Consider the following 24638-nt stretch of genomic DNA (forward strand, 5'->3'; position numbering starts at 1 on the left):
GCCACGCACGCTCGCACGCGCGCTGTGTGTGCGCCGGGGCGCGTGTTGCGCCGCACGGGTGGGCTTGGGTGCCCGCGTCGCCGTGTCGCCCTCGGCGGGCGAACCCTTTCCTCTTCAGTGGGTCCGCGGGTCCATAGATCTGATCAGCACCAAAATACAGCCAAATGTGAACAGAACACACCCAAGTCACCGGGCTCCCCGGAGGTAGCAGAGATGTCCCACGACGGCGTCGGCCCTAGGCCTGATCGTCAATCTCCCGCCTGCCACGCGACGCCTGGCGCGGTCATGCGCTCGGTCGCCTTCCTCACCGCGGGTGTGCTCGCGGTGCCGCTCCTCGCCGGCTGCGGTTCCGACGAAGAGGTGAGCCGCCCGCTCGCCGGACAGGACATCGCCGCCGCCGCCCGCGACGTGGTCACCGACGGCGGCACCCTGCACTGGGCCATCGACGCCGTGCCGCAGACCCTGAACACCTTCCAGGCGGACGCCGACGCCGGCACCACCAAGATCGCCCAGGCCGTCCTGCCATCGATGTTCCGCCTCGACCAGAACGGCCGCCCGGACCGCAACCCCGACTTCCTGGAGTCCGCCCGGGTCATCGAGACCGAGCCCCGCCAGGTCGTCCTCTACAAGCTCGACCAGCAGGCCGTCTGGAGCGACGGCCGGGAGATCGGCGCCGCCGACTTCGCCGCCCAGTGGCGCGCCCTGTCCGGCAAGGACACCGCCTACTGGACCGCCCGCAACGCCGGCTACGACCGCATCGACAAGATCGAGCGCGGCGCCAACGACCTCGAGGTCCGGGTCACCTTCAGCCGCCCCTACGCCGACTGGAAGTCCCTGTTCTCACCGCTGTACCCGAAGGACGTCATGGGCACTCCGGACGCCTTCAACGACGGGGCGCGCCGCAAGCTCAAGGTCAGCGCCGGGCCCTTCCGGATCCAGAAGGTCGACACCAAGGGCAAGGAAGTCGTCCTCACCCGCAACCCGCGCTGGTGGGGCCACCCCGCCAAGCTGTCCGAGATCGTGCTGCAGGCCGTGCCCCGCGATCAGCGGGCCGCCGCGCTCGCCGCCGGCACCGTGGACCTCGCCGACGTCGACCCGGCCGAGGCGGAGCGCATCACCCTGGCCGCCCGCGGGAACGGCGTGGGAACTCCGTTCCAGGGCGCCGGGCGCACCTCCGCCAAGAAGCTGCGCACCTGGGCCCTCGCCCACGGCTTCGACTCGGAGAAGATCCCCACCGGCGAGGAGAAGCTGGCCCGCGCCATCGCGACGTATCTGCGCGAGCAGGAGGCCCTGCGCGGCGTCGAGGTCCGCAAGTCCCTGGAGCCCGCCTACACCCAGCTCGCCCTGAACGGCTCCGGCGGCCCCCTCGCCGACGAGCGCGTGCGGCGTGCCGTCGCCCGCGCCCTGGACCGCAAGCAGCTCGCCAAGGTCGTCCTGGCCCCGCTCGGCCTGCCCGCCGTGCCGGTCGGCAGCCACCTCGCGCTCTCCGGTCAGGTCGATTACGCCGACAACAGCGGCGCCTTGGGCGGCCAGGACACCGCGGAGGCGCAGGCACTCCTCGCCGACGCCGGATGGGTGCCCGGCGGGCCGGTCAAGGCGCAGAAGAAGGCCGAGAAGGCGGCCGGTCCCGAGGCGAAGAAGGCCGACGACTCCGACAAGGGTCACGGCGGCACGTACATCATCCCCGAGGACGACAAGGCGCCGCACGAGACCGCCCAGGCCCTCATGGCCGACCCCCGCGACCACACGGAGCACGGTGAGGAGAGCGGCAGGCGGCTCGCGCAGAACGGCGAGCAGTCCACGGACAAGCACCCGCCGCAGGGCGGGGCGCCCGGCGCCTACGCGCCCAAGGGCACCGCGGCCCCGGCGGACGCCGTGTCCCGGCCGCTGGCCAAGGACGGCAAGGCGCTCAGCCTGCGCTTCGTGCTCCCCTCGGGCCCTGGTTCGGAGAGCCTGCGGGCCGTCGCCGACCAGATCACGCGGATGCTGGACAAGGTCGGCATCCTCACGGAGATCACCAAGGTCCCGGACGACAGCTACTTCAAGGACCACATCGCGGCAGGCCAGTACGACCTCGCCCTGTACTCCTGGCCCTCCACGCCGTTCCCCGCCACCGACGCCCGCCCGATCTACGCCAAGCCGGCCGCGGCCGCCGACGGCTCCCTGAACGTCGAGCAGAACTACACCCGCATCGGCACCGACCAGGTCGACCAGCTCTTCGACGAGGCCGCCGCCACCCTCGACGAGGACGAGGCCCGCTCCCTGATCCGCAAGGCCGACTCCCGGATCTGGGCGGCGGCCGGCTCCATCCCGCTCTACCAGCGCCCCCAGCTGATCGGCGCCAGGAAGGACCTGGTCAACGCGGGTGCCTTCGGCTTCCAGACACCCGTATACGAGGACATGGGCTTCCTGAAGAAGGGAGCGAAGCTGTCGCCCAGCCCCTCCGGGAACTGAGGCCCGCGTGGCCCTGAGGAGGCCGACCCTCGCGGGGCCACGTAATATGGGGTGAGGCCGTGGCATGTCAAGCCCGGCAGGGCCCGCGTCACACGGACGTACGCAGAGGGCCTTCCTCACACTCTGGGAGTACGTCGCAATATGGCCACGCGCCACGACATCCGTAATGTCGCCATCGTCGCCCACGTCGACCACGGCAAGACGACCATCGTCGACGGCATGCTGAAGCAGGCCGGTGCCTTCGCCGCCCACCAGCTCGACTCGGTCGATGACCGCATGATGGACTCGAACGACCTGGAGCGTGAGAAGGGCATCACGATCCTCGCCAAGAACACGGCGGTCAAGTACCACCCCAAGGACGGCGGGGACCCGATCACGATCAACATCATCGACACCCCCGGCCACGCCGACTTCGGCGGCGAGGTCGAGCGTGGTCTGTCGATGGTCGACGGTGTCGTCCTCCTCGTCGACGCCTCCGAGGGCCCGCTGCCGCAGACCCGCTTCGTGCTGCGCAAGGCGCTCCAGGCCCGCCTGCCCGTCATCCTGTGCATCAACAAGACGGACCGGCCCGACGCGCGCATCGACGAGGTCGTGAACGAGACGTACGACCTCTTCCTCGACCTGGACGCGGACGAGGAGCAGATCGAGTTCCCGATCGTGTACGCCTGCGGCCGCGACGGCATCGCCTCGCTGACCAAGCCGGACAACGGCACGGTCCCGGCCGACAGCGACAGCCTGGAGCCGTTCTTCTCCACGATCCTGGAGAGCATCCCGGCGCCCACGTACAACGAGGCCGCGCCGCTCCAGGCCCATGTCACCAACCTCGACGCCGACAACTTCCTCGGCCGTATCGCGCTGCTGCGCGTCGAGCAGGGCGAGCTGCGAAAGGGCCAGACCGTGGCCTGGATCAAGCGCGACGGTTCCATCGGCAACGTGCGCATCACCGAGCTGATGATGACCGAGGCGCTCACCCGCAAGCCCGCCGAGAAGGCCGGCCCGGGTGACATCTGCGCCGTCGCCGGTATCCCGGACATCATGATCGGCGAGACCCTGGCCGACCCCGAGAACCCGATCGCGCTCCCGCTGATCACGGTCGACGAGCCCGCGATCTCCATGACCATCGGTACGAACACCTCGCCGCTGGTCGGCCGCGGCGGCACCGGCAAGGGCGCCGACGCGAAGGCCGCGGTCAAGGACCGCAAGGTCACCGCCCGCCAGGTCAAGGACCGCCTCGACCGTGAGCTGATCGGTAACGTCTCCCTCCGCGTGCTCGACACCGAGCGTCCGGACGCCTGGGAGGTCCAGGGCCGTGGTGAGCTCGCGCTCGCCATCCTGGTCGAGCAGATGCGCCGTGAGGGCTTCGAACTGACCGTGGGCAAGCCGCAGGTCGTCACCCAGGAGATCGACGGCAAGGTCCACGAGCCGGTCGAGCGCATGACGATCGACGTCCCCGAGGAGCACATGGGCGCGGTCACGCAGCTCATGGGTGTCCGCAAGGGCCGTATGGACAACATGTCCAACCACGGCTCCGGCTGGGTGCGCATGGAGTTCGTGGTGCCGTCCCGCGGTCTCATCGGCTTCCGGACCGAGTTCCTGACCCAGACCCGCGGCACGGGCATCGGGCACTCCATCCACGAGGGCCTCGAGCCCTGGTTCGGCACGCTGGCCACCCGTAACAACGGCTCGCTGGTCGCCGACCGCTCCGGTGCCGTCACCGCGTTCGCGATGACGAACCTCCAGGAGCGCGGCGTGCTGTTCACCGAGCCCGGCACCGAGGTGTACGAGGGCATGATCGTCGGCGAGAACTCCCGCTCCGACGACATGGACGTCAACATCACCAAGGAGAAGAAGCTCACGAACATGCGGTCGTCGTCGGCCGACTCGTTCGAGGCGATCGTCCCGCCGCGCAAGCTGTCGTTGGAGCAGTCGCTGGAGTTCTGCCGCGACGACGAGTGCGTCGAGGTGACCCCGGAGGCGGTCCGCATCCGCAAGGTGAACCTGGACGCCCGTGAGCGCGCCCGCGCCGCCAGCCGGGCCAAGCACGGCTGACCCGACAAGTGCCGCTGACACAACCGGCGCAGGTGTCATAAAAGCTGACGCAAAAAGTACGGCCCGGGTGCCCCCCATCGTGGGGGCACCCGGGCTTTTTGCAACTCGTTTTCCGGGCCCCGATGTCCGAAACGCGGAGATCGCTGCCCGATAGCCATGTAACACGTCCGTTTCGTGGCCTTCTTCGCTCGAACAGTTTGTCCAGATTTTGGAAGGTCTAGGTGGCAGCTGTGACTGAATTGAGATTTAAGAACAGTGGTCGGGTGTTGGCTCATGGCAGATAGTTAGCCGCGTAGCGCTCGGGTCAACGGGTCACGCGCTGTGGGGACAGCGCCGACTCACGAGCACCAGGGGGTGTCTGACCCTCCGTCAGGGGTGTCGGAGGTTTCGGACGGTTACCCCCTCCTGTTGGTGAAGACGTGAAGTCATGAGGAGGAACACCCATGCGCGGTGTCACGAACACCAGGTGGGTCGCGTTCGCGCCGTCCGGCAGGCCGGACCCCGACCGTTCGTCCTGCGGCCAGCTCTGAGTCATCGATCGGCCGTTCAGTGCGGCCGATCAACTACGCGCGTCCGGCTGCGGATTCGCGGTACTCGGAGTACCCAGGGCCTCCTCCACCCATACCTGTGAAACGGACGAACCGTGACAAGTCCTATCGACATTGAGGGCGGCGGGACTTCGGTGATCGTCGACGGCGAACCCGGCCCGAAGACGAAGACCGAGGCCGTCAAGCTCGAGGGCCGGTCTCCCGGCCAGCTGATGTGGATCCGCTTCAAGCGGGACCGCACGGGCGTGATCTCTGCCTACGTCGTGCTCTTCTTCTTCCTGATCGGCCTGCTCGCTCCGCTGATCTCCAAGCTCTACGGCAAGGACCCCTACACCATCTACGCGGACGAACGCCCCGAGCTGTTCGACAGCGCGGGTGTGCCCGTCCAGCCCAACGGCGGTATCAGCAGCGAGTTCTGGTTCGGACTCGAGCCCGGCAACGGCTACGACGTCCTCACCAAGCTGATCTACGGCATCCGCACCTCGCTGATGATCTCCGTCGCGGTCACGATCGCGGTCGTCGTCACCGGCATCCTGCTCGGTGTCGCGGCCGGCTATCTGGGCGGGCGCGCCGACTTCGCCATCGGCCGGGTCATCGACTTCCTGCTGGCGTTCCCCGCGCAGCTGTTCTTCATCGCGAGCATGCCGGTGGTCGTCTCACTGTTCGTCAGTCCCCGTGATGAGACGCCGACTTACGTCCGTGTGGTTGCGCTGATCCTCGTCCAGTGGTTCCTCGGCTGGATGAGTCTCGCCCGCATCCTGCGCGGCACCTCGCTCGCCCTGCGCGAGCGGGAGTTCATCGAGGCGGCGAAGGTCAGCGGGGCCTCGCCGTGGCGGATCATCCGCAAGGAGATCCTGCCCAACGTCGTCACACCGCTGCTGGTGCAGACGACGTACATGCTGCCGGCCTTCGTGACCGCCGAGGCCGGACTGTCCTACCTGGGTGTGGGCATCGTCGAACCGACGCCGGACTGGGGACAGATGTTCTCCAAGGCGTCGACGGAACTCGTGATGCAGAACGACATCACCTACATGTTCTTCCCCGGCATTTCGATGATCATCTTCATCGTCGCGTTCAACCTGCTCGGGGATTCGGTCAGGGACGCTTTCGACCCCAAGACCGCGCGCTGACCAGCCAGTACCACGAGTTCCGGTTCTTTCCCGGAGCTGCTTTTCACAGCAGTGATTTCGCACTGGTGACACAACAGATGGGTGGGAAACTTCAGTGATGAGTAGGGGCGGACGCCACGTATACGGCGCACTCTCCGTGCTCGCGGCCGGAGCTCTTGTGCTCACCGGTTGCAGCAAGGGCGGCAGCGACAGCGGCGGCAACGAAAAGAAGGACAACGCGAACGCCAAGCGTCAGCAGGCGTCGATCAAGTTCGGCGACGCCGCGGACTCCACGGGTCCGGCCGCGGAGGTCCCGGGCGCCAAGCCCGGCGGCACGATGGAGGTGCTGCAGCGCGACAGCTACGCGCACCTCGACCCGGCGCAGATCTACGTCTCCGACGAGGGCTCGCTGGCCACGCTGCTGCACAGAGGCCTGACGGGCTACAAGGCGACCAGCAACGACGGCTCCCAGCACGAGGTCGTCGGTGACCTCGCCACCGACTCCGGTACCACCACGGACGGCGGCAAGACCTGGAAGTACACGCTGAAGGACGGCATCAAGTTCGCCGACGGCTCGGCGATCACGTCCAAGGACGTCCGGCACACCTTCGAGCGTATGTTCGCGCCGTTCATCAACCAGGGACCGGCGTACATCCAGCAGTGGCTGGCCGACACCCCGGGTGCGGACTACCGCAAGCTCCTCAAGGACGGCCCCTACAAGGGCAAGCACCTGCCGAACTCGATCCTCGAGACGCCGGACGACAAGACGATCGTCTTCCACTTCAAGACGGCCCACCCCGACTTCCCGTACGCGCTCGCCATGGCGGGTTACGCGGTGGTGTCCGAGAAGGGCGACACCAAGGAGCGCTACGACAAGGCGCCCGTGACGTCCGGTCCGTACAAGATCCAGTCGTTCAAGTCCGGCAAGTCGATGGTGCTGGTCAAGAACACCAACTGGGACGCGAAGACGGACCCGATCCGCCACCAGTACATCGACCAGTTCAACTTCACGTTCAACCAGCAGTTCGAGACGTCCACCAAGGCCCTGCTCGCGGACAGCGGCGCGGACCAGACCGGCGTCAGCTTCAACAACCAGGTGGACGCGGGCAACCTGTCCAACGTCCTCAAGGACCCGAAGATGAAGTCCCGCACGGTGTCCGGCTACCAGCCGTACGTCGGGCAGATGAACATCAACATGAAGCACCCGGCGATGCAGGACAAGAAGGTGCGCGAGGCCATCGCCTACGCCCTTCCCATCACGCCGTTCGTCCGCGCCTACGGCGGCACCGACGCGATGGAGGTCGCCGGCGGTCTGATCTCCCCGACCGTCTCCGGCTACGACGCCTCCTTCGACCCGTTCGGCAAGAAGAAGAAGCCGGCCGGTGACCCGGAGAAGGCCAAGTCCCTCCTCAAGGAGGCCGGCAAGCTCAACATGAAGCTGACCTTCGGCTACATCAACACCCCCGAGGGCCAGCAGTACTCCACCGCGATGGCGGCGGGCCTGAAGAAGGCCGGCTTCGACGTCCAGCGCCAGGAGATCCCGGCCGAGACCTACTACGACCAGGTCAGCAAGCTCGACAACAACTACGACATCTTCCACACCGCGTGGGGTGCCGACTGGCCGTCCGCCTCGACCGTGATCCCGCCGCTGTACGACGGTCGCGTGATCGCCGACGGTGCGCAGAACTACTCGCAGGTCAACGATCCGAAGGTCAACAGCGAGATTGACCGGATCAACACGATCACCGACCCGGTCAAGGCCGCGGCCGAGTGGGAGAAGCTCGACCAGTACATCGTGAAGGACGTCACCAACGTCGTCCCGACCGCGTACTACAAGCAGTCCCAGATCGCCGGTTCCAAGGTCGGCGGCCTCGTCTACGACGACGTGATCGGTGGCATCGACCCGCGTCGCCTGTTCATCAAGTAATCGTCCCCGGCCGGTACCCGGTGCGTGCGTCCGCCTCGCGCGGCGCCGCACCGGGTACGGTGCGGCCCGCTGACGTCAGAGAGCTGCCCCTGTCATGCTGCGCTTCCTCGTCCGCCGGTTTCTCGGCGCCGTCGTCATTCTCTTCCTGCTGAGCATCGTCACGTTCGTGTTGTTCTTCGGGGTGCCACGCGACCCGGCGCTGCTGATGTGCGGGAAGACCTGCAACCCGGACAGCATCGCGAACATCCACCATGTGCTCGGCCTCGACAAGTCCGTCCCCGAGCAGTACTGGATCTTCCTGCACAATCTCGTCCTGGGCAGCAACGACTTTGCCCAAGGCCCCTGCCCCGCCCCCTGCTTCGGGTACTCGTACCACACGAACGAGCAGGTCTGGGGCACCCTGATCGACCGCCTGCCCACCACCGTCTCGCTCACCATCGGCGGCTCCGTCTGCTTCCTGATCGTCGGCCTCGGCACCGGACTGCTCGCCGCGTGGCGGCGCGGCACAATGGTGGACAAGACGGCCACCGCCGGGGCGATGGTGCTCAGTTCGATGCAGATCTACTTCCTCGGCCCGCTGGCACTGGCGATCCTCGTCTACCAGACCCACTTGTTCGACAAACCGGCCTACAACGACTTCCTGGGGAACCCGGTCAGCTGGTTCACGGGCCTGATCATCCCCTGGGCGGTCCTCTCCACGATCTTCGCCGCGCAGTACACCCGTATGGCGCGCTCGTCGATGATCGAGCAGCTCCAGGAGGAGCACGTCCGCACCGCCCGCGCCAAGGGCATGTCCCGCCGGTACGTCTTCTTCCGCTACGCCTGGCGCGGCTCGCTGATCCCTATCGTCACCATCTTCGGTATCGACCTCGGATCACTGCTCGGCGGCGCGATCATCACCGAGTACACCTTCAGCCTGCCGGGGCTCGGCAACCTCGCGGTGCAGTCCGTCTTCTTCAGTGACCTGCCGCTGCTGCTCGGCGTGATGCTGTTCTCCGCGACCATGATCCTGCTGTTCAACATCATCGTCGACGCGTGCTACGCCTTCATCGACCCGCGCGTACGGCTGGCCTAGGAGCACCTGTGACCACTCTCACCAAGGAAGCCGGTACTCCTTCCCCGGCCGGTGCCGGACCCCTGCTCTCGGTGCGGGACCTGCACGTCAGCTTCAAGACCGAGGACGGCATCGTCAAGGCCGTGGACGGGCTCTCCTTCGACCTCCAGCGCGGCAGGACCCTGGGCATCGTGGGCGAGTCGGGGTCCGGCAAGTCGGTCACCAATCTGACCGTCCTCGGCCTGCACAACCCCATGTTCACCACCGTCGAGGGCGAAATCCTGCTCGAAGGGCAGGAGTTGACGACGGCCCGGGAGTCGGAACTGGAGAAGCTGCGCGGCAACAAGGTCGCCATGATCTTCCAGGACCCGCTGACCGCGCTGTCGCCGTACTACACGGTGGGCCGGCAGATCGCCGAGCCGTACATGAAGCACACCGGCGCCTCCAAGAAGGTCGCCTGGAACCGCGCGGTGGAGATGCTCGGCAAGGTGGGCATCCCCAACCCCAAGGAGCGGGCGAGTGATTACCCGCACCAGTTCTCCGGCGGTATGCGCCAGCGCGCGATGATCGCGATGGCGCTGGTGTGCGACCCGGACCTGCTGATCGCTGACGAGCCGACCACGGCCCTCGACGTGACGGTCCAGGCCCAGATCCTCGACCTCCTGAAGGACCTGCAGCGGGAGTTCGGGACTGGCATCGTCTTCATCACGCACGACCTCGGTGTCATCGCCGACATGGCCGACGACATCATGGTGATGTACGCGGGCGGGGCGGTGGAGCGAGGCACGGTCGACGAGGTGCTGCGCTCGCCCCAGCACCCGTACACCTGGGGCCTGTTGAACTCGATGCCGCGACTGGACGCCGACCTCGACGCTCCGCTGGAGCCTATCCCCGGCGCCCCGCCCTCGCTGCTCAACCCGCCCAGCGGCTGCCCCTTCCACCCGCGGTGCACCTTCCAGGACCGCGTCGAGTTCCGCGACCGCTGTGTCGACGTACGGCCGCTGCTGGGTCCTGACCGGGCCTCGGCGTGCCACCTCACGGCGGAGCAGAAGCGGACCATCTTCATCGAAGAGATCAAGCCCCGTCTGGGCTAGGAGGACACGTCATGAAAGAGGACCTCGTCCTCCCCAGCCCGCTCGAGACGTCCGAAGGAGCAGCGGGCGAACCGCTCCTCGAGGTCTCGGGGCTGACCAAGCACTTCCCGGTCAAGGGCGGTTTCCCGATCCGGCGGACCGTCGGCGCGGTGCAGGCCGTGGACGGCGTCGACCTGACCGTGGCGGTGGGTGAGAGCTTCGGCCTGGTGGGGGAGTCGGGCTGCGGTAAGTCGACGACCGGTCGGCTGATCACGCGTCTCCTTGAGCCGACGGCCGGGCGGATCTCGTACCGGGGCAAGGACATCAGCCGTGCCTCGCGCAAGGAACTGGCGCCCATCCGCTCCGAGATCCAGATGATCTTCCAGGACCCGTACTCGTCGCTGAACCCGCGGCAGACGGTCGGCAAGATCATCTCGAACCCGATGGAGATCAACGGCATCGAGCCGGCGGGCGGCCGCGAGACGCGGGTCCGCGAACTACTGGAGATCGTCGGCCTGAACCCCGAGCACTACAACCGCTTCCCGCACGAGTTCTCCGGCGGCCAGCGTCAACGTATCGGTGTGGCAAGGGCGTTGGCCCTGGAGCCGAAGCTGATCGTGGCGGACGAGCCGGTGTCGGCGCTGGACGTCTCGATCCAGGCGCAGGTGGTCAACCTGCTCCAGAAGGTGCAGAAGGAACTCGGCATCGCGTTCCTCTTCATCGCCCACGACCTCGCGGTGGTACGGCACTTCTCGCAGCGCGTCGCGGTGATGTACCTCGGCAAGATCATCGAGGTGGGCGACCGGGACTCCATCTACACTCGCCCCCGGCACCCCTACACCCACGCGCTTCTGTCCGCGGTGCCCGAGGTGAACCTCACGGACGACGACTCGGTAGGACGCGAGCGCATCCGCCTGGCCGGTGACGTGCCGTCACCGATCTCCCCGCCCTCCGGTTGCCGTTTTCGCACGCGCTGCTGGAAGGCGCAGGACAAGTGCGCCACGGAGGAGCCCCCGCTGGTCCGGATCTCCGGCAACCGCACGGGCCACCTGACGGCCTGTCACTTCCCGGAGGAGCCGACGATCGAGGCGAGGGACGAGGACATCGTCCTGGACCCGGCGCTGGCGGCGCTGGAGGAGGCGGCGGAGTCGGACGACTGACCCGGCAAGCAGCTGGACGTACAGCCGGCGCGCGAGGGGCAACTGCCCCGGGCGCGTCGGCTGTTCGCGTATCTCCGGGACTTGCCCTTCAGGAAGTGCTCTTGCCGGCCACGGTGATGATCTCCGGGCTGGAGTCCGTCAGCGGCCCCCGCGCCCAGTCTCCGTACTGCTCCAGGACCTCGAATCCGGCCTCGGCCAGGAAGCCGGACAGAGAATCGGGTTCGAGGAACCGAAGGGTGGCGCGGCTGACGCGGGGACGCTGCCAGACGGAGCTCTCGAAGGTCTCGGTGAAGGTGACACGGTCCCCGACGGGCCCGTCACCCAGTACCTCGTGCCACACGTGTACGGCGGTGCCGTCGGGGCCGGTCACTTCACGAACCCGGTCCGGCGTCCACGTCTCCCAGGCCCGCGCGGTCGGATTGCGCGTCTCGAACACGAACCGCCCGCCGTCCCGGAGCGCGTCCCGTACGGCACCCAGACAGGCCCTCAACTCATGGTCGTCGAGCAGCACTTGAAAGGCATGCCCGGTCATCACGACCAGCTCGAACTCCCCGCCCCAGAGCCGCGTACGCAGATCCCCGAGCACCCACTCACATCCGGGCACGGCCCGCCGCGCCTGCACGAGCATCGCCGCGGCCGGATCGAGCCCCATCAACCGCCCACGATGACCGTCCTCGTACGCCCGCCGCAGCAACCGTCCGGTCCCACAGCCGACATCGAGCACCGCCCCCGCGGCCATCACCAGATCGAGGTAGAAGTCGTCCCCCGGCCCCCACGGATTGAGTCTGTCGTACAACGCGGCGAGCGAGAGATCGGCGAACGAATGATCGACCACCGCGGCAGTCTGTCATACGGACGTGTACGTCATCACGGGTTCCACGGTTCCGGGGGCACGGAAGTGGGGGCTCGCCAGGCAACGAGAAGGGCCCGCACATCATGTGATGTGCGGGCCCTCGCTCCCCTGGAGCGGACGTTCGTGGGCTCGGGTCAAGGGGCCGGTGAGAGTCCGTTCCGCGAGGGGCGGCTGACGGAAAGGGGTGTGTCAGGCCGCCGCCTCGGGGTTCTTGGAGAGGCCGGCCGAGATCGTGCCCGCCGTCTCCGGGTAGTGGCACGCCGTCAGGTGGCCGGGCTTGTTGCCCTCGACCTGGACCAGCGGCGGGGCCTCGGTCGCGCACTTCTCCGTCGCCTTCCAGCAGCGCGTGCGGAAGCGGCAGCCGGTGGGCGGGTTGATGGGGGACGGCACGTCACCGACGAGGCGGATGCGCTCGCGCGCCGGTGCGTCCTCGTCGACCGTGGCCTCGGGCACCGCGGACAGCAGCGCCCGGGTGTAGGGGTGGCGCGGGTTGCCGTACAGGTCCTCGCGGTCGGCGATCTCGACGATCTTGCCGAGGTACATCACCGCGACGCGCTGCGAGAAGTGCCGCACGATCGCCAGGTCGTGGGCGATGAACACGAACGCGATGCCGAGTTCCTGCTGGACCTTCTGGAGCAGGTTGACCACCTGCGCCTGGATCGAGACGTCCAGGGCCGAGACCGGTTCGTCCGCCACGATCAGCTTCGGCTCCAGGGCCAGCGCACGGGCGACACCGATGCGCTGGCGCTGGCCGCCCGAGAACTCGTGCGGGAAGCGGTTGTAGTGCTCGGGATTGAGGCCGACGATCTCCAGCAGTTCGCGCACGCGCGCCTCGCGGCCGCCCGGCGGGTTGATGTCGTTGATCTCCATCGGACCCGAGATGATCTTGCCGACCGTCTGCCGCGGGTTCAGCGAGGCGTACGGGTCCTGGAAGATCATCTGGATCTCGGACCGCACCGGCGCCAGCGCCCTGCGGCCCGCGTGCGTGATGTCCTGGCCGCGGTAGAGGACCTTGCCGGCCGTCGGCTCAAGCAGGCGCGTGATCAGCCGGCCGGTCGTCGACTTGCCGCAGCCCGACTCACCGACCAGACCCAGGCTCTCGCCCTCGGCGACCTGGAAGTCCAGCCCGTCCACGGCCTGTACCGCCCCGACGGTCCGCCGGATCGGGAAACCGCCCTTGATCGGGAAGTGCTTGGTCAGCCCGGAGACGTCCAGGAGGGGGTTCGTGTTGCTCATGATCGTGAAGTCCCGTCTCGTGTCCGTCAGTGGTGCCGGGTACCGGCGAGGTCGGCGAAGAATTCCGCACGCTGCTCCAGCGTGAGATGGCAGGCCGAACCCCGGCCGTCCACCACGTCGAGCGCGGGCCGCTCACTGGAGCAGCGCCCGCCCGCGACCTTCTCGGCGAAGGCACAGCGCGGGTGGAAGCGGCAGCCGGTGGGCGGGTTGAGCAGCGAGGGCGGGGCGCCCGGGATCGGCGACAGCGGCACGTCGACCGGCCCTTCCAGGCTCGGCATCGAGCTCAGCAGGCCCACGGTGTACGGGTGCTGCGGCGCGCCGAGCACCTCGCGCTTCGTACCGCGCTCCACGCACCGGCCGCCGTACATCACCAGCACGTCGTCCGCGACGTCGGCGATGACACCGAGGTCGTGGGTGATGAAGATGATCGCCGTGCCGAACTCCTGCTGGAGATCCTTGAGCAGGTCCATGATCTGCGCCTGGACCGTCACGTCGAGGGCCGTGGTCGGCTCGTCCGCGATCAGCAGCTCCGGGTCACAGACCAGCGCCATCGCGATCATCGCGCGCTGGCGCATACCGCCGGAGAACTGGTGCGGGTAGTCGTCCACCCGGACGTCCGGCTGCGGGATCCCGACCCGCCGCAGCATCTCGATCGCCCGCGCCCGCGACTCCTTCTTGGAGGCACCGGTGTGCTTGCGGTACGTCTCGGCGATCTGCGTGCCGACGGTGTGGTACGGCGACAGCGAGGCCAGCGCGTCCTGGAAGATCATGGACATCTTGTTGCCGCGCAGCCGCGCCAGTTCCTTCTCGGAGGCGCTGAGCAGTTCCTTGCCGTCGAGCAGGATCTCGCCGTCGATCGTGGTCCGGGCGGGGTCGTGCAGCCCCAGGATCGTCAGGTTGGTCACGGACTTGCCGGAGCCGGACTCACCGACGATGCCGAGCGTCTGGCCCTTGGCCAGGTCGAAGCTGAGCCCGTCGACGGCCTTGACGATGCCGTCCTCGGTGGAGAAGTGGACCCTCAGATCCTTGACGGAGAGGAACGGCTGCTGATCGGTGCTCGTCACGGTGACGCTCCTGGGGGGTGATGCGAGAGGTAGGGGGTGGGGCGGAGGTCAGGCGAGCCGGATCCGCGGGTCGATGGAGGCGTAGACGGCGTCCACGATGATGTTGAAGAACACGATTGCGCCGGCGGACAGAAGGGTCACACCCAGCACCATGGGCAGGTCGCTCTTGTTCACGGCGTCCAGCGCGAGCCGGCCGACGCCCTGGAGGCTGAACACCGACTCGGTGATGATCGCGCCGCCGATGAGCGTGGCCAGGTCGATGCCGAAGATGGTGACGATCGGACCCATCGCACCGCGCCAGGCGAACCGGAAGAACACGGTGCGCGAGGACATGCCCTTGGCGCGGGCCGTGCGGACATAGTCCTCGTTGAGCGTCTCGACCATCTGGGAGCGCGTCATACGGGTGTAGTTGGCGGTCCAGATCAGAGCCAGCACCAGCCAGGGCAACAGCAGCCCCGAGGCCCACTTGACGGGGTTGTCGGTGATGGCCGTGTACGACGGGTTGTCGAGGATGCCGAGCTTGGACACGAGGAAGTACATCGCGATGTAGCCGACGAAGTAGATCTGCAGCGAGGAGGCGATCAGCGAGCCCGAGCTGGCCAGCTTGTCCTGCCACTTGCCCTGCTTGACCGCGGCGATCATGCCGGCGCCGATACCGAAGATCAGGAAGACGACGGCCGAGCCGAAAGCGAGCGAGAGGGTCAGCGGGAGCCGGTCCAGGATCGTACCGAGGACGGGCTCGCGGTTGGCGAACGAGTAGCCCAGGCAGGGCGCGCTGCAGTTGCCGAAGTCGCCGTAGCTGCGGCCGACGAAGATGCCCTTCAGCCAGTACCAGTACTGGACCGGGACCGGGTGGTCGATGCCCAGGTTGTGCCGGACCTGCTGGAGCATGTCGGGCGTGCAGTTCTTGCCGCACGACATCATGGCGGGGTCACGCGGGATGGCGTAGAAGAGCCAGAAGGTGACGGCGCTGATGATCAACAGGATGACCAGCGCGCCGAGGACTCGGCGGACAAGGAAGCGGAACATGGGCCGTGACTTTCCGGACGGGGCGCCGTCGCCGGGGCTAGGGGGGTGGACCTGAGGGGCGGCCAGGTCGTGACCGCCCCTCGGGGGGCTGGCGCGCTTACTTCTTGACGTACAGCTTGGTGAGCGCGATGCAGGTGTTGCCGGCGTCGTAGACGACGTTGCCGATCTTGGAGCCGTACATCCAGTTGCGGATCTTGTGGTAGTCCGGGACGACCGCCGCCACCTCCATGACCATGCGGTCGACGTTGCCCCAGGCCTTGTTGGCCTTGTCCGGGTCCGTGATCTTCGCGGCCGCGTCGATCGCCTTGTTCACGCTCGGGTCGTTCAGCTGGGCGTAGTTGCTGCGGCCGTCGCCGATGTTCTTGCCGCTCCAGCAGGGGTAGAAGACGGAGTAGCCATTCGGCCAGTCCGGGCTCCAGCCGGCCGCGAACAGGTCGTAGCCGTTGTCGATCTTGCCGATCTGGGTGTAGAAGGTCGACTTGTCCACCTGCTTGTTGACGACCTGGAAACCGGCCGCCTCCAGCGCGTTCTTGATGGCGACGGCGCTCTTCACCGCGGTGTCCGACGCCTGGTAGGCGATGACCAGCTTCTGGCCGACCTTGCCGGCCTCCTTCAGCAGGGCCTTCGCCTTGACGGGGTCGCCGCCCGGCTTCTTGTCCGTGCCGTACAGGTCGAACTTCTCGTAGCCGGGGGTGACCGGGCTGAGGATGGTGGTCGCGATCTCGGTGGCGGCCTTGCCACCGGCGATGGTCTGCAGCTGCAGGTGCGGCCAGGCGTAGTTGATGGCCTGGCGGACCTTCAGGTCCTTGACCCGGGTCATGTTGATCGGCCAGTAGTAGGTGACCGTGTCGACCTGGCTGAGGACACGCTGCTTCAGCGTGGCGTTGGTGAGGACCTGGGCGATGCGCTCCGGGGCGACCTCGTTGAAGATCGACACCGCGGACTGGTCGTTGCCCTGGTCAGCGATGTAGCGGTCGGTGGAGGCGACCAGCTCGAAGCCGAACTGGAAGACGTACTGGTCCGGGTAGGCGTTGCGGATCGAGTCCGTCTGCGGGTCCCAGTGCTCGTTGCGCACGTACGTCAGCGACTTGCCGATCTTACGGTCCCCGATCTTGTAGGGGCCGAGGGCGTACGGACGCTTGTCGTACTTCTCCTTGGTGTCCTTCTTCTTGTTCACGAGGCTGTAGCCCGGCATGGCCAGCGTGAAGTTGAAGTCGGTGCGGGCCTCGGTGAGGTGGAAGGTGATGGTCCTCCCGGAGACGTCGATCGAGCCGAGCTTCTTGCCGCTGTAGGGGCCCTTGTACTTGTCGCCGCCGACCAGCCACTGCTGGACGTAGCGCGGACCCTCGGTGACGAAGGACGCGAAGAGTCGCTCGAAGCTGTGGCGGACGTCGTCCAGGGAGAGGTCGGTGCCGTCCTCCCACTTGATGCCGTCCTTGATCGTGAACGACCAGGTCTTGCCGCCGTTCTTCATGGTGCCGGCGTCGGTGGCGACGTCGCCGACGAGCGTGCAGCCGCCGTTGTCGTCGACCTTGTAGCCGGTCAGGCCGCGCAGGATCGGCCGGGTGATGGCGCCCTCGGTGGCGACGTAGATCTGGGCCGGGTCCATGTGGTCCATGTCGAACTGGTCAAGGCCGTAGACGGTCCCGCCCTTGACCGCGCCCGCGACCTCCGGGGCCGGACCCGTCGAGTCGGCCTTGGTGCCGACCGGGATGTTCATGGTCTTGGCCTTGCTCACCGACGGGATGTTCTTGTCGGTGGCGCCCTTGTCGCCGCTGCCGCTGCCGCAGGCGCTCAGCACAGTCGTGGAGGCCGCGGCCACGCCGGTGGCGATCAGGAAGTTTCTACGAGAAAAAGACATGCTGAGCCTGCCTAGGGAGGTCAATTCGGGCGGTCGGAACCAGCCGGACGTCATCGAACCGGGCCGGGTGAAAAGGTGAGTGCTACCGCTTCGACTTCGGGTCGAGCGCGTCACGCACGGAGTCGCCGAGCAGGTTGAAGGCGACGACGAAGATCACCATTGAGATGCCCGGGAAGAGCATGAAGGTGATGTCCTGGGAGTAGAACTGGGCGCCTCGGGCGATCATGACGCCCCAGTCCGGGGTCGGGTCGATGATGCCGACACCGAGGAAGGACAGGCCCGCCTCGGTGGTCACGAGGGCCGGGAGCAGCAGCGTGGACTGGATGATGATCGGCGTCCACAGGTTCGGCAGCAGCTCCTTGAACACGATGCGCATCGGGGGCGCACCGGTGACCTTGGCCGCCTCGACGAACTCACGCTCGCGCAGGCCCAGCACCTGACCCCGCAGCAGACGCGCGATGGAAGCCCAGCCGAACGTGGACAGCACCACGATCAGGGCGGTGGCGCGCAGCCAGGTCGGGATGTTGTCGTCGGGCGCGACGAAGATGCCGTAGACGACCGGCATGAACGCGATGAAGAACAACGTGGACGGGAACGAGAGAAGGATGTCGATGACCCGGCCGACCAGGTAGTCGGTCTTGCCGCCCAGGTAGCCGGCCGTGACGCCGACCACGACGCCGGCGACCACGGTGAGGATCGTGGCGGCCACGGCGATGCCCAGCGAGGTCCGGATGCCGTACAGCAGGAACGTGAAGACGTCCCGGCCGAGCTGCGGTTCGATGCCGAACCAGAACTGCGAACTCATGCCGCCGTTCGGACCCGCGGGGTACGAGAAGGCGTCGAGCAGGCTCGGGTCCTGGCTCGCGTAGGTGGTGTACGGGTCTTTGCCGTAAAGCTTGGATATCAGCGGCGCCGCTATCGCGATCACGAAGAAGAAGATCACGATGTACGCGGATATAACGCCCGTACGGTCACGCTTGAACCGCTTCCAGGCCAAGCGTCCCGGAGAGCGGCTCTCGCTGCCCTTCGAGTTGCCCACAGTGATCGACTTCTCGACGATCTCGTCGGTCACCTCAAGCGGGGCAGACGCAGATGGAGTTGGGGGGGTCATGGTGCTCCTGGCCCAAGGGAGGGTCTGATGACTCCGCAGGGCACGCTCCCCTACGGGCTATGCCGGACTTTTTCAACGCAATTCATTCACGGTCAACAAAATCTCGGGCACGTTGGGTTTCTCTTTACCTTCTTTGCCTGCCCATGACCATTCCGTAGCTACGCGGGTAGATTCCTGTGATCGATCCGTGTCTTAATTCGGGCTAATTTGACCAATCGGGCAACGAGTTCGATATGCGGACGGTAGCGTGTCGAAATCCGTACACCTGAGGGTCGCAATCCAACGGTTCGGCATCGGAACGCGAAGATCCATTGCCCACTGATTCAAGATCGTCCAGCCCGTCCCGGAGAGCTGCGTGCATCCGGATGATCCGGCCGCTCAAAGCTCCTCGGATGGGTGGTGCGTGCATGCGGTATGAGCCGATCGGACCGATATTGACCGGTAATGGGTCAGTATTCGTGATCGGTACGCACGGAGGAGGCACGCCATGCGGGGAGCCAGACACACCCGATGGGCCGCGGGTGCGGTGGCGGTGGTGCTGGCCGCGACGGCCTGCGGTGGCGGGGGCGGGAGCAGCGGCGGCGGTGGCGGCGCGGTGCTCAGCTCCTCCTGGGGCGACCCGCAGAACCCGCTGGAGCCGTCGAACACCAACGAGGTGCAGGGCGGCAAGGTCCTCGACATGATCTTCCGGGGGCTGAAGCACTACAACCCGAAGACCGGCGCGGCCGAGAACATGCTCGCCGAGAACATCGAGACCTCGGACTCGCAGAACTTCACCGTCACGATCAAGGACGGCTGGACCTTCAGCAACGGCGAGAAGGTGACGGCCAAGTCGTTCGTCGACGCCTGGAACTACGGCGCGAGCCTGAAGAACAACCAGAAGAACGCGTACTTCTTCGGCTACATCGACGGCTACGACAAGGTCCACCCGGAGGGCGGCTCACAGACCGCCGAGAAGCTCGACGGGCTCAAGGTTGTCGACGACAAGACCTTCACCGTCAAGCTCAACCAGAAGTTCTCCAGCTTCCCCGACACCCTCGGCTACGCGGCCTTCGACCCGCTGCCGCAGTCCTTCTTCACCGATCACGCCGGCTGGCTGAGCAAACCGGTGGGAAACGGGCCGTACGCCATCGAGTCGTACACCAAGGGCTCGCAGATGGAGCTGAAGAAGTGGGACGGCTACCCCGGCGACGACAAGGCGCAGAACGTTGGCGTGACGCTCAAGGTCTACACCGACAGCAACACCGCCTACACCGACCTGCTGGCCGGCAACCTCGACCTCGTCGACGACATCCCCGCGGCCCAGCTCAGGAACGTCAAGAACGACCTCGGCGACCGGTACATCAACACCCCGGCCGGCATCATCCAGACGCTCGCGTTCCCGTACTACGACCCGGCCTGGAACAAGAGCGGCTCGGAGAAGGTCCGCAAGGGCCTGTCCATGGCCATCAACCGGGCGCAGATCACGGACACCATCTTCCAGAAGACCCGCACCCCGGCCACCGACTGGACCTCACCGGTCCTCGGCACGGAGGGCGGCTTCAAGGAGGGGCTGTGCGGGGACGGCTGCGAGTACAACCCGGCCGAGGCGAAGAAGCTGGTCCAGGAGGGCGGCGGGATCCCGGGCGGCCAGGTCAAGGTCACATACAACGCCGACACGGGTTCGCACAAGGAGTGGATCGACGCCGTGTGCAACTCCATCAACAACGCGCTCGGCAACGAGAAGGCCTGCGTCGGCAACCCCGTCGGCACCTTCGCCGACTTTCGCAACCAGATCGGGCAGCACAAGATGAGCGGGCCGTTCCGGGCCGGCTGGCAGATGGACTACCCGCTGATCCAGAACTTCCTCCAGCCGCTCTACTACACCAACGCCTCCTCCAACGACGGCAAGTGGTCCAACCAGGACTTCGACAAACTCGTCGATCAGGCGAACGCCGAGACCGACACGGCCACGGCGGTGCAGACCTTCCAGGAGGCCGAGAAGGTCGTCCGGGACAACATGGCCGCCATCCCGCTCTGGTACCAGAACGGCAGCGCCGGCTACTCGCAGCGCCTGTCCAATGTGGCGCTGAACCCGTTCAGCGTCCCCGTCTACAACGAGATCAAGGTCAGCTGAGCCGCCATGGGACGCTATGTCGTCCGGCGGCTGCTCCAGATGATCCCGGTGTTCATCGGGGCCACGCTGCTGATCTTCCTGATGGTGAACGTGATGGGCGACCCCATCGCGGGACTGTGCGGCGAGCGGCAGTGCGACCCGGCGACGGCCGCCCAGCTGAAGAAGGAGTTCGGGCTCGACAAGCCCCTGTGGCAGCAATACCTGACCTACATGGGGCACCTCTTCACCGGTGACTTCGGTACGGCGTTCAACGGCCAGCCGGTCACCGAGCTGATGGCGACGGCGTTCCCCGTCACCATCCGGCTGACGATCGTGGCGATCCTCCTCGAGATCGTCGTCGGCATCACGCTCGGCGTGCTCACCGGGCTGCGCCGCGGCCGGCCCGTCGACACGACGGTCCTGGTGCTCACCCTGGTCGTCATCTCGGTGCCCGTCTTCGTCACCGGCCTGGTGCTCCAACTGCTGCTCGGCATCAAGTGGCAGTGGATCCAGCCGTCCGTCTCCTCGGACGCCACGTTCGGCGAACTGATCGTGCCGGGCCTGGTCCTCGCGTCCGTGTCCCTCGCCTATGTGACCCGGCTGACCCGCACCTCCATCGCGGAGAACAAGCGGTCCGACTACGTCCGTACGGCGATCGCCAAGGGCCTGCCCCGGCGCCGGGTCGTCACCCGGCATCTGCTGCGCAACTCCCTCATCCCCGTCGTCACGTTCATCGGCACCGACATCGGCGCGCTGATGGGAGGGGCCATCGTCACCGAGCGCATCTTCAACATCCACGGCGTCGGCTACCAGCTCTACCAGGGCATCCTCCGGCAGAACACCCAGACCGTCGTCGGCTTCGTGACCGTCCTCGTCCTCGTCTTCCTGGTGGCCAACCTGCTCGTCGACCTCCTCTACGCCGTACTCGACCCGAGGATCCGCTATGCCTGATCAGCCGCACGAGCCGGACGGTGTGATCGCGGGCACCGGAATGGGCGGCGGGATGGACCTCGCGACCAGCGAGGCCGAGACCCTGGAGCGGACTCCGGGCGGACCGCTCGGCACGGGCCCGGCCGGCAAGCCCCGCTCCCTGTGGTCCGACGCCTGGCGCGACCTGCGCCGCAACCCGGTCTTCATCGTCTCCGCGCTCGTGATCCTCTTCCTCGTCGTCATCTCCCTGTGGCCCTCGCTGATCGCCTCCGGCAGCCCCCTGACCTGCAACCTCGCCAAGTCCCAGCAGGGTTCGCAGCAGGGTGCCCCCTTCGGGTACGACGGACAGGGCTGCAACGTGTACACGCGCACCGTGTACGGCGCACGTACGTCCGTCACGGTCGGCGTCTGCGCCACGCTCGGGGTGGCGATCCTCGGCTCGGTGCTCGGCGGGCTCGCCGGGTACTACGGCGGGGTGTGGGACTCGGTCCTGTCCCGCATCACCGACGTCTTTTTTGCGATTCCCGTGGTCCTCGGCGGTCTTGTCCTGCTGTCCGTGGTGACCAGCAACACGGTCTGGCCCGTCATCGGGTTCATGGTGCTCCTTGGCTGGCCGCAGATCTCCCGCATCGCCCGCGGCTCGGTCATCACGTCCAAGCAGAACGACTACGTCCAGGCCGCCCGCGCCCTGGGCGCCTCCCACTCCCGCATCCTGCTGCGGCACATCGCGCCCAACGCCGTCGCGCCGGTGATCGTCGTGGCGACCATCGCGCTCGGCACCTACATCTCGCTGGAGGCGACCCTGTCGTACCTCGGTGTCGGCCTGAAACCGCCCAGCGTTTCCTGGGGAATCGACATCTCCGCCGCCTCCCCCTATATCCGCAATGCCCCGCACGCCCTGCTGTGGCCCTCGGGAGCGCTGGCGATCACGGTCCTGGCCTTCATCATGCTCGGCGACGCGGTGCGCGACGCCCTCGACCCGAAGCTGAGGTGACGCGCCGCCATGCTGCTCGAAGTGCGGGATCTGCACGTGGAGTTCAGGACCCGGGACGGGATCGCCCGCGCCGTCAACGGTGTCTCGTACGGCGTGGACGCGGGGGAGACCCTGGCCGTGCTCGGTGAGTCGGGGTCCGGCAAGTCGGTGACCGCGCAGGCCGTGATGGGGATCCTCGACATGCCACCCGGGAAGATCACAGGCGGGGAAATCCTCTTCCAGGGCACGGACTTGCTGAAGCTGAAGGAGGAGGAGCGGCGCAAGGTCCGCGGCGCCGGGATGGCGATGATCTTCCAGGACGCGCTGTCCGCCCTCAACCCCGTGCTCTCCGTGGGCGACCAGCTCGGCGAGATGTTCGTCGTGCACCGCGGGATGTCGAAGAAGGACGCGCGGGCCAAGGCCGTCGAGCTGATGGAGCGGGTGCGCATTCCGGCCGCCGCCGAGCGGGTGCGCGACTATCCCCACCAGTTCTCCGGCGGCATGCGCCAGCGCATCATGATCGCCATGGCGCTGGCCCTCGAACCGGCGCTCGTCATCGCCGACGAACCCACCACCGCCCTCGACGTCACCGTCCAGGCCCAGGTGATGGACCTGCTCGCGGATTTGCAGCGCGAGTACCGCATGGGACTGATCCTGATCACCCACGACCTCGGGGTGGTCGCGGACGTGGCCGACCGTATCGCCGTCATGTACGCGGGCCGGATCGTCGAGTCGGCCCCTGTCCACGACATCTACAAGGCGCCCGCCCATCCGTACACCAGGGGTCTGCTGGACTCCATCCCGCGCCTGGACCAGAAGGGCCAGGAGCTCTACGCCATCAAGGGCCTGCCGCCGAACCTCATGAACATCCCGCCCGGCTGCGCCTTCAACCCCCGCTGCCCGATGGCCCGTGACGTGTGCCGTACGGACGAGCCGCCGCTGTACGAGGTCTCCGAGGACCGCGCCAGCGCCTGCCACTTCTGGAGGGAGTGCCTGCATGACGTCGACCACTGAGCCGATCCTGGAGGTCAGCGGACTCGTCAAGCACTACCCCCTCACCCGGGGCATCCTGTTCAAGAAGCACATCGGGGAGGTGAAGGCGGTCGACGGCGTCGACTTCACGCTCGGCCGCGGCGAAACCCTCGGCCTCGTGGGCGAGTCGGGCTGCGGCAAGTCGACGGTCGCCAAGATGCTGTGCAACCTGGAGAAACCGACGGCCGGTTCGATCAGGTTCAAGGGCGAGGACATCACGAGACTGTCGGGCAAGGCCCTCAAGGCGGTCCGCCGCAACATCCAGATGGTCTTCCAGGACCCGTACACCTCCCTCAACCCCCGGATGACCGTGGGCGACATCATCGGGGAGCCCTACGAGATCCACCCCGAGGCGGCCCCCAAGGGCGACCGGCGCCGCCGGGTCCAGGAGCTCCTCGACGTGGTCGGCCTCAACCCCGAGTACATCAACCGCTATCCGCACCAGTTCTCCGGTGGCCAGCGCCAACGCATCGGCATCGCAAGGGGGTTGGCGCTGCGCCCCGAGGTGATCGTCGCCGATGAACCGGTGTCCGCGCTGGACGTGTCGGTCCAGGCGCAGGTGATCAACCTGCTCGACCGGCTCCAGGCCGAGTTCGAGCTGTCGTACGTCTTCATCGCGCACGACCTGTCGATCGTGCGGCACATCTCGGACCGGGTCGCGGTGATGTACCTGGGGCGGATCGTGGAGATCGGCCGGGACGCGGAGATCTACGAGCACCCCACGCACCCCTACACCCAGGCCCTGCTGTCCGCGGTCCCCGTCCCCGACCCGGACGCCCGGGAGCACCGCGAGCGGATCATCCTCACCGGTGACGTCCCCTCCCCGACGAACGTGCCCTCGGGATGCCGGTTCCGCACCCGCTGCTGGAAGGCCCAGGAGCGCTGCGCCCTGGAGGTGCCGGCGCTCGCGGTGCCCGCCGAGTTCCGGCTCAGGGGCGGCCCGGCGGCGCACGACTCGGCGTGCCTCTTTGCGGAAGAGAAGCAGGTGGTGCCGACGGAGGAGCCCGGGAACGGCAACGGGCCGGGGTGACATGGCGCACCCCGGCCCGTTTACGGCACCCGCACGGCCGTACGCTGTTC

The 24638-nt window shown here is 67.2% G+C and carries 18 protein-coding genes; 12 read left to right on the plus strand and 6 right to left on the minus strand.

Annotation, left to right across the window (positions count from 1 at the left end; genetic code table 11):
• Positions 1 to 213: 213 nt before the first annotated feature.
• The 7 genes from ACFYXB_RS03385 (at position 214) to ACFYXB_RS03415 (ending at position 11374) form a co-directional block, all read left to right on the plus strand.
• Positions 214 to 2454 carry an ABC transporter family substrate-binding protein gene (locus tag ACFYXB_RS03385; protein ID WP_389577210.1) on the plus strand — a complete coding sequence of 747 codons (2241 nt, stop codon included), beginning with the start codon at positions 214 to 216 and terminating at the stop codon, positions 2452 to 2454.
• Between the two features lie 141 nt (positions 2455 to 2595).
• The gene (typA, locus tag ACFYXB_RS03390; RefSeq protein ID WP_351344069.1) at positions 2596 to 4503 is read left to right on the plus strand and encodes a translational GTPase TypA; all 1908 of its coding nucleotides are present in this window, start codon (positions 2596 to 2598) and stop codon (positions 4501 to 4503) included.
• Positions 4504 to 5146: 643 nt separating this feature from the next.
• Entirely contained in the window at positions 5147 to 6181 is a 1035-nt protein-coding gene (locus ACFYXB_RS03395) for an ABC transporter permease (RefSeq protein ID WP_351344066.1), read from the plus strand.
• 97 nt (positions 6182 to 6278) lie between these two features.
• Positions 6279 to 8087: an ABC transporter substrate-binding protein gene (locus ACFYXB_RS03400; RefSeq protein WP_389577213.1), complete on the plus strand. Its 1809-nt coding sequence runs from the start codon at positions 6279 to 6281 to the stop codon at positions 8085 to 8087.
• A 94-nt stretch (positions 8088 to 8181) separates the two neighbouring features.
• Entirely contained in the window at positions 8182 to 9162 is a 981-nt protein-coding gene (locus ACFYXB_RS03405) for an ABC transporter permease (protein ID WP_388497607.1), read from the plus strand.
• 8 nt (positions 9163 to 9170) lie between these two features.
• Positions 9171 to 10235, plus strand: a complete 1065-nt coding sequence (locus ACFYXB_RS03410; protein WP_389577216.1) for an ABC transporter ATP-binding protein — start codon at positions 9171 to 9173, stop codon at positions 10233 to 10235.
• A gap of 11 nt (positions 10236 to 10246) precedes the next feature.
• Complete coding sequence (locus tag ACFYXB_RS03415; RefSeq protein ID WP_389577218.1) at positions 10247 to 11374, plus strand: ABC transporter ATP-binding protein; 1128 nt, start codon at positions 10247 to 10249, stop codon at positions 11372 to 11374.
• A gap of 88 nt (positions 11375 to 11462) precedes the next feature.
• Here the strand turns inward: ACFYXB_RS03415 and ACFYXB_RS03420 are convergent, their stop codons facing one another.
• From ACFYXB_RS03420 to ACFYXB_RS03445, 6 genes are all read right to left on the minus strand, one after another.
• A complete protein-coding gene (locus ACFYXB_RS03420) occupies positions 11463 to 12209 on the minus strand; it encodes a class I SAM-dependent methyltransferase (protein WP_389577220.1) in 747 nt (248 codons plus the stop codon).
• A gap of 207 nt (positions 12210 to 12416) precedes the next feature.
• Complete coding sequence (locus ACFYXB_RS03425) at positions 12417 to 13463, minus strand: ABC transporter ATP-binding protein (protein ID WP_388497600.1); 1047 nt, start codon at positions 13461 to 13463, stop codon at positions 12417 to 12419.
• Positions 13464 to 13489: 26 nt separating this feature from the next.
• Entirely contained in the window at positions 13490 to 14527 is a 1038-nt protein-coding gene (locus ACFYXB_RS03430; RefSeq protein WP_389577222.1) for an ABC transporter ATP-binding protein, read from the minus strand.
• Between the two features lie 48 nt (positions 14528 to 14575).
• Positions 14576 to 15556 carry an ABC transporter permease gene (locus ACFYXB_RS03435; protein ID WP_389577224.1) on the minus strand — a complete coding sequence of 327 codons (981 nt, stop codon included), beginning with the start codon at positions 15554 to 15556 and terminating at the stop codon, positions 14576 to 14578.
• Positions 15557 to 15653: 97 nt separating this feature from the next.
• A complete protein-coding gene (locus ACFYXB_RS03440; RefSeq protein WP_389577226.1) occupies positions 15654 to 17417 on the minus strand; it encodes an ABC transporter substrate-binding protein in 1764 nt (587 codons plus the stop codon).
• Between the two features lie 82 nt (positions 17418 to 17499).
• On the minus strand, positions 17500 to 18489 hold the full coding sequence (locus tag ACFYXB_RS03445) for an ABC transporter permease (protein WP_351344038.1): 990 nt from the start codon (positions 18487 to 18489) through the stop codon (positions 17500 to 17502).
• Positions 18490 to 19015: 526 nt separating this feature from the next.
• Here ACFYXB_RS03445 and ACFYXB_RS03450 point away from each other — a divergent pair.
• Genes ACFYXB_RS03450 through ACFYXB_RS03470 form a run of 5 tightly spaced genes read left to right on the plus strand, consistent with a single transcriptional unit; the run spans position 19016 to position 24588 of the window.
• Positions 19016 to 20644, plus strand: coding sequence for an ABC transporter substrate-binding protein (locus tag ACFYXB_RS03450; protein WP_389577228.1), 1629 nt, complete (start codon positions 19016 to 19018; stop codon positions 20642 to 20644).
• Between the two features lie 6 nt (positions 20645 to 20650).
• Positions 20651 to 21574, plus strand: a complete 924-nt coding sequence (locus ACFYXB_RS03455; protein ID WP_351344032.1) for an ABC transporter permease — start codon at positions 20651 to 20653, stop codon at positions 21572 to 21574.
• The gene (locus tag ACFYXB_RS03460) at positions 21567 to 22547 is read left to right on the plus strand and encodes an ABC transporter permease (RefSeq protein WP_389577230.1); all 981 of its coding nucleotides are present in this window, start codon (positions 21567 to 21569) and stop codon (positions 22545 to 22547) included. Before ACFYXB_RS03455 ends, ACFYXB_RS03460 begins: the two co-directional genes overlap by 8 nt.
• A gap of 9 nt (positions 22548 to 22556) precedes the next feature.
• Positions 22557 to 23540: an ABC transporter ATP-binding protein gene (locus ACFYXB_RS03465; RefSeq protein WP_389577231.1), complete on the plus strand. Its 984-nt coding sequence runs from the start codon at positions 22557 to 22559 to the stop codon at positions 23538 to 23540.
• Positions 23524 to 24588 (plus strand): ABC transporter ATP-binding protein, encoded by a 1065-nt coding sequence (locus ACFYXB_RS03470; protein ID WP_389577233.1) that lies wholly within the window; start codon positions 23524 to 23526, stop codon positions 24586 to 24588. Before ACFYXB_RS03465 ends, ACFYXB_RS03470 begins: the two co-directional genes overlap by 17 nt.
• Positions 24589 to 24638 lie beyond the last annotated feature (50 nt).

The organism is Streptomyces sp. NPDC002619, assembly GCF_042889305.1.
In the GTDB taxonomy this organism is placed as follows: Bacteria; Actinomycetota; Actinomycetes; order Streptomycetales; family Streptomycetaceae; genus Streptomyces.

What these genes read in the sequence shown, in the direction of transcription:
- ACFYXB_RS03385 (WP_389577210.1), top strand. Translation starts at nt 214, where the DNA reads ATGTCCCACGACGGCGTCGGCCCTAGGCCTGATCGTCAATCTCCCGCC.
- typA (WP_351344069.1), top strand. Translation starts at nt 2,596, where the DNA reads ATGGCCACGCGCCACGACATCCGTAATGTCGCCATCGTCGCCCACGTC.
- ACFYXB_RS03400 (WP_389577213.1), top strand. Translation starts at nt 6,279, where the DNA reads ATGAGTAGGGGCGGACGCCACGTATACGGCGCACTCTCCGTGCTCGCG.
- ACFYXB_RS03405 (WP_388497607.1), top strand. Translation starts at nt 8,182, where the DNA reads ATGCTGCGCTTCCTCGTCCGCCGGTTTCTCGGCGCCGTCGTCATTCTC.
- ACFYXB_RS03415 (WP_389577218.1), top strand. Translation starts at nt 10,247, where the DNA reads ATGAAAGAGGACCTCGTCCTCCCCAGCCCGCTCGAGACGTCCGAAGGA.
- ACFYXB_RS03425 (WP_388497600.1), bottom strand. Translation starts at nt 13,463, where the DNA reads ATGAGCAACACGAACCCCCTCCTGGACGTCTCCGGGCTGACCAAGCAC.
- ACFYXB_RS03435 (WP_389577224.1), bottom strand. Translation starts at nt 15,556, where the DNA reads ATGTTCCGCTTCCTTGTCCGCCGAGTCCTCGGCGCGCTGGTCATCCTG.
- ACFYXB_RS03440 (WP_389577226.1), bottom strand. Translation starts at nt 17,417, where the DNA reads ATGTCTTTTTCTCGTAGAAACTTCCTGATCGCCACCGGCGTGGCCGCG.
- ACFYXB_RS03450 (WP_389577228.1), top strand. Translation starts at nt 19,016, where the DNA reads ATGCGGGGAGCCAGACACACCCGATGGGCCGCGGGTGCGGTGGCGGTG.
- ACFYXB_RS03455 (WP_351344032.1), top strand. Translation starts at nt 20,651, where the DNA reads ATGGGACGCTATGTCGTCCGGCGGCTGCTCCAGATGATCCCGGTGTTC.
- ACFYXB_RS03460 (WP_389577230.1), top strand. Translation starts at nt 21,567, where the DNA reads ATGCCTGATCAGCCGCACGAGCCGGACGGTGTGATCGCGGGCACCGGA.
- ACFYXB_RS03465 (WP_389577231.1), top strand. Translation starts at nt 22,557, where the DNA reads ATGCTGCTCGAAGTGCGGGATCTGCACGTGGAGTTCAGGACCCGGGAC.
- ACFYXB_RS03470 (WP_389577233.1), top strand. Translation starts at nt 23,524, where the DNA reads ATGACGTCGACCACTGAGCCGATCCTGGAGGTCAGCGGACTCGTCAAG.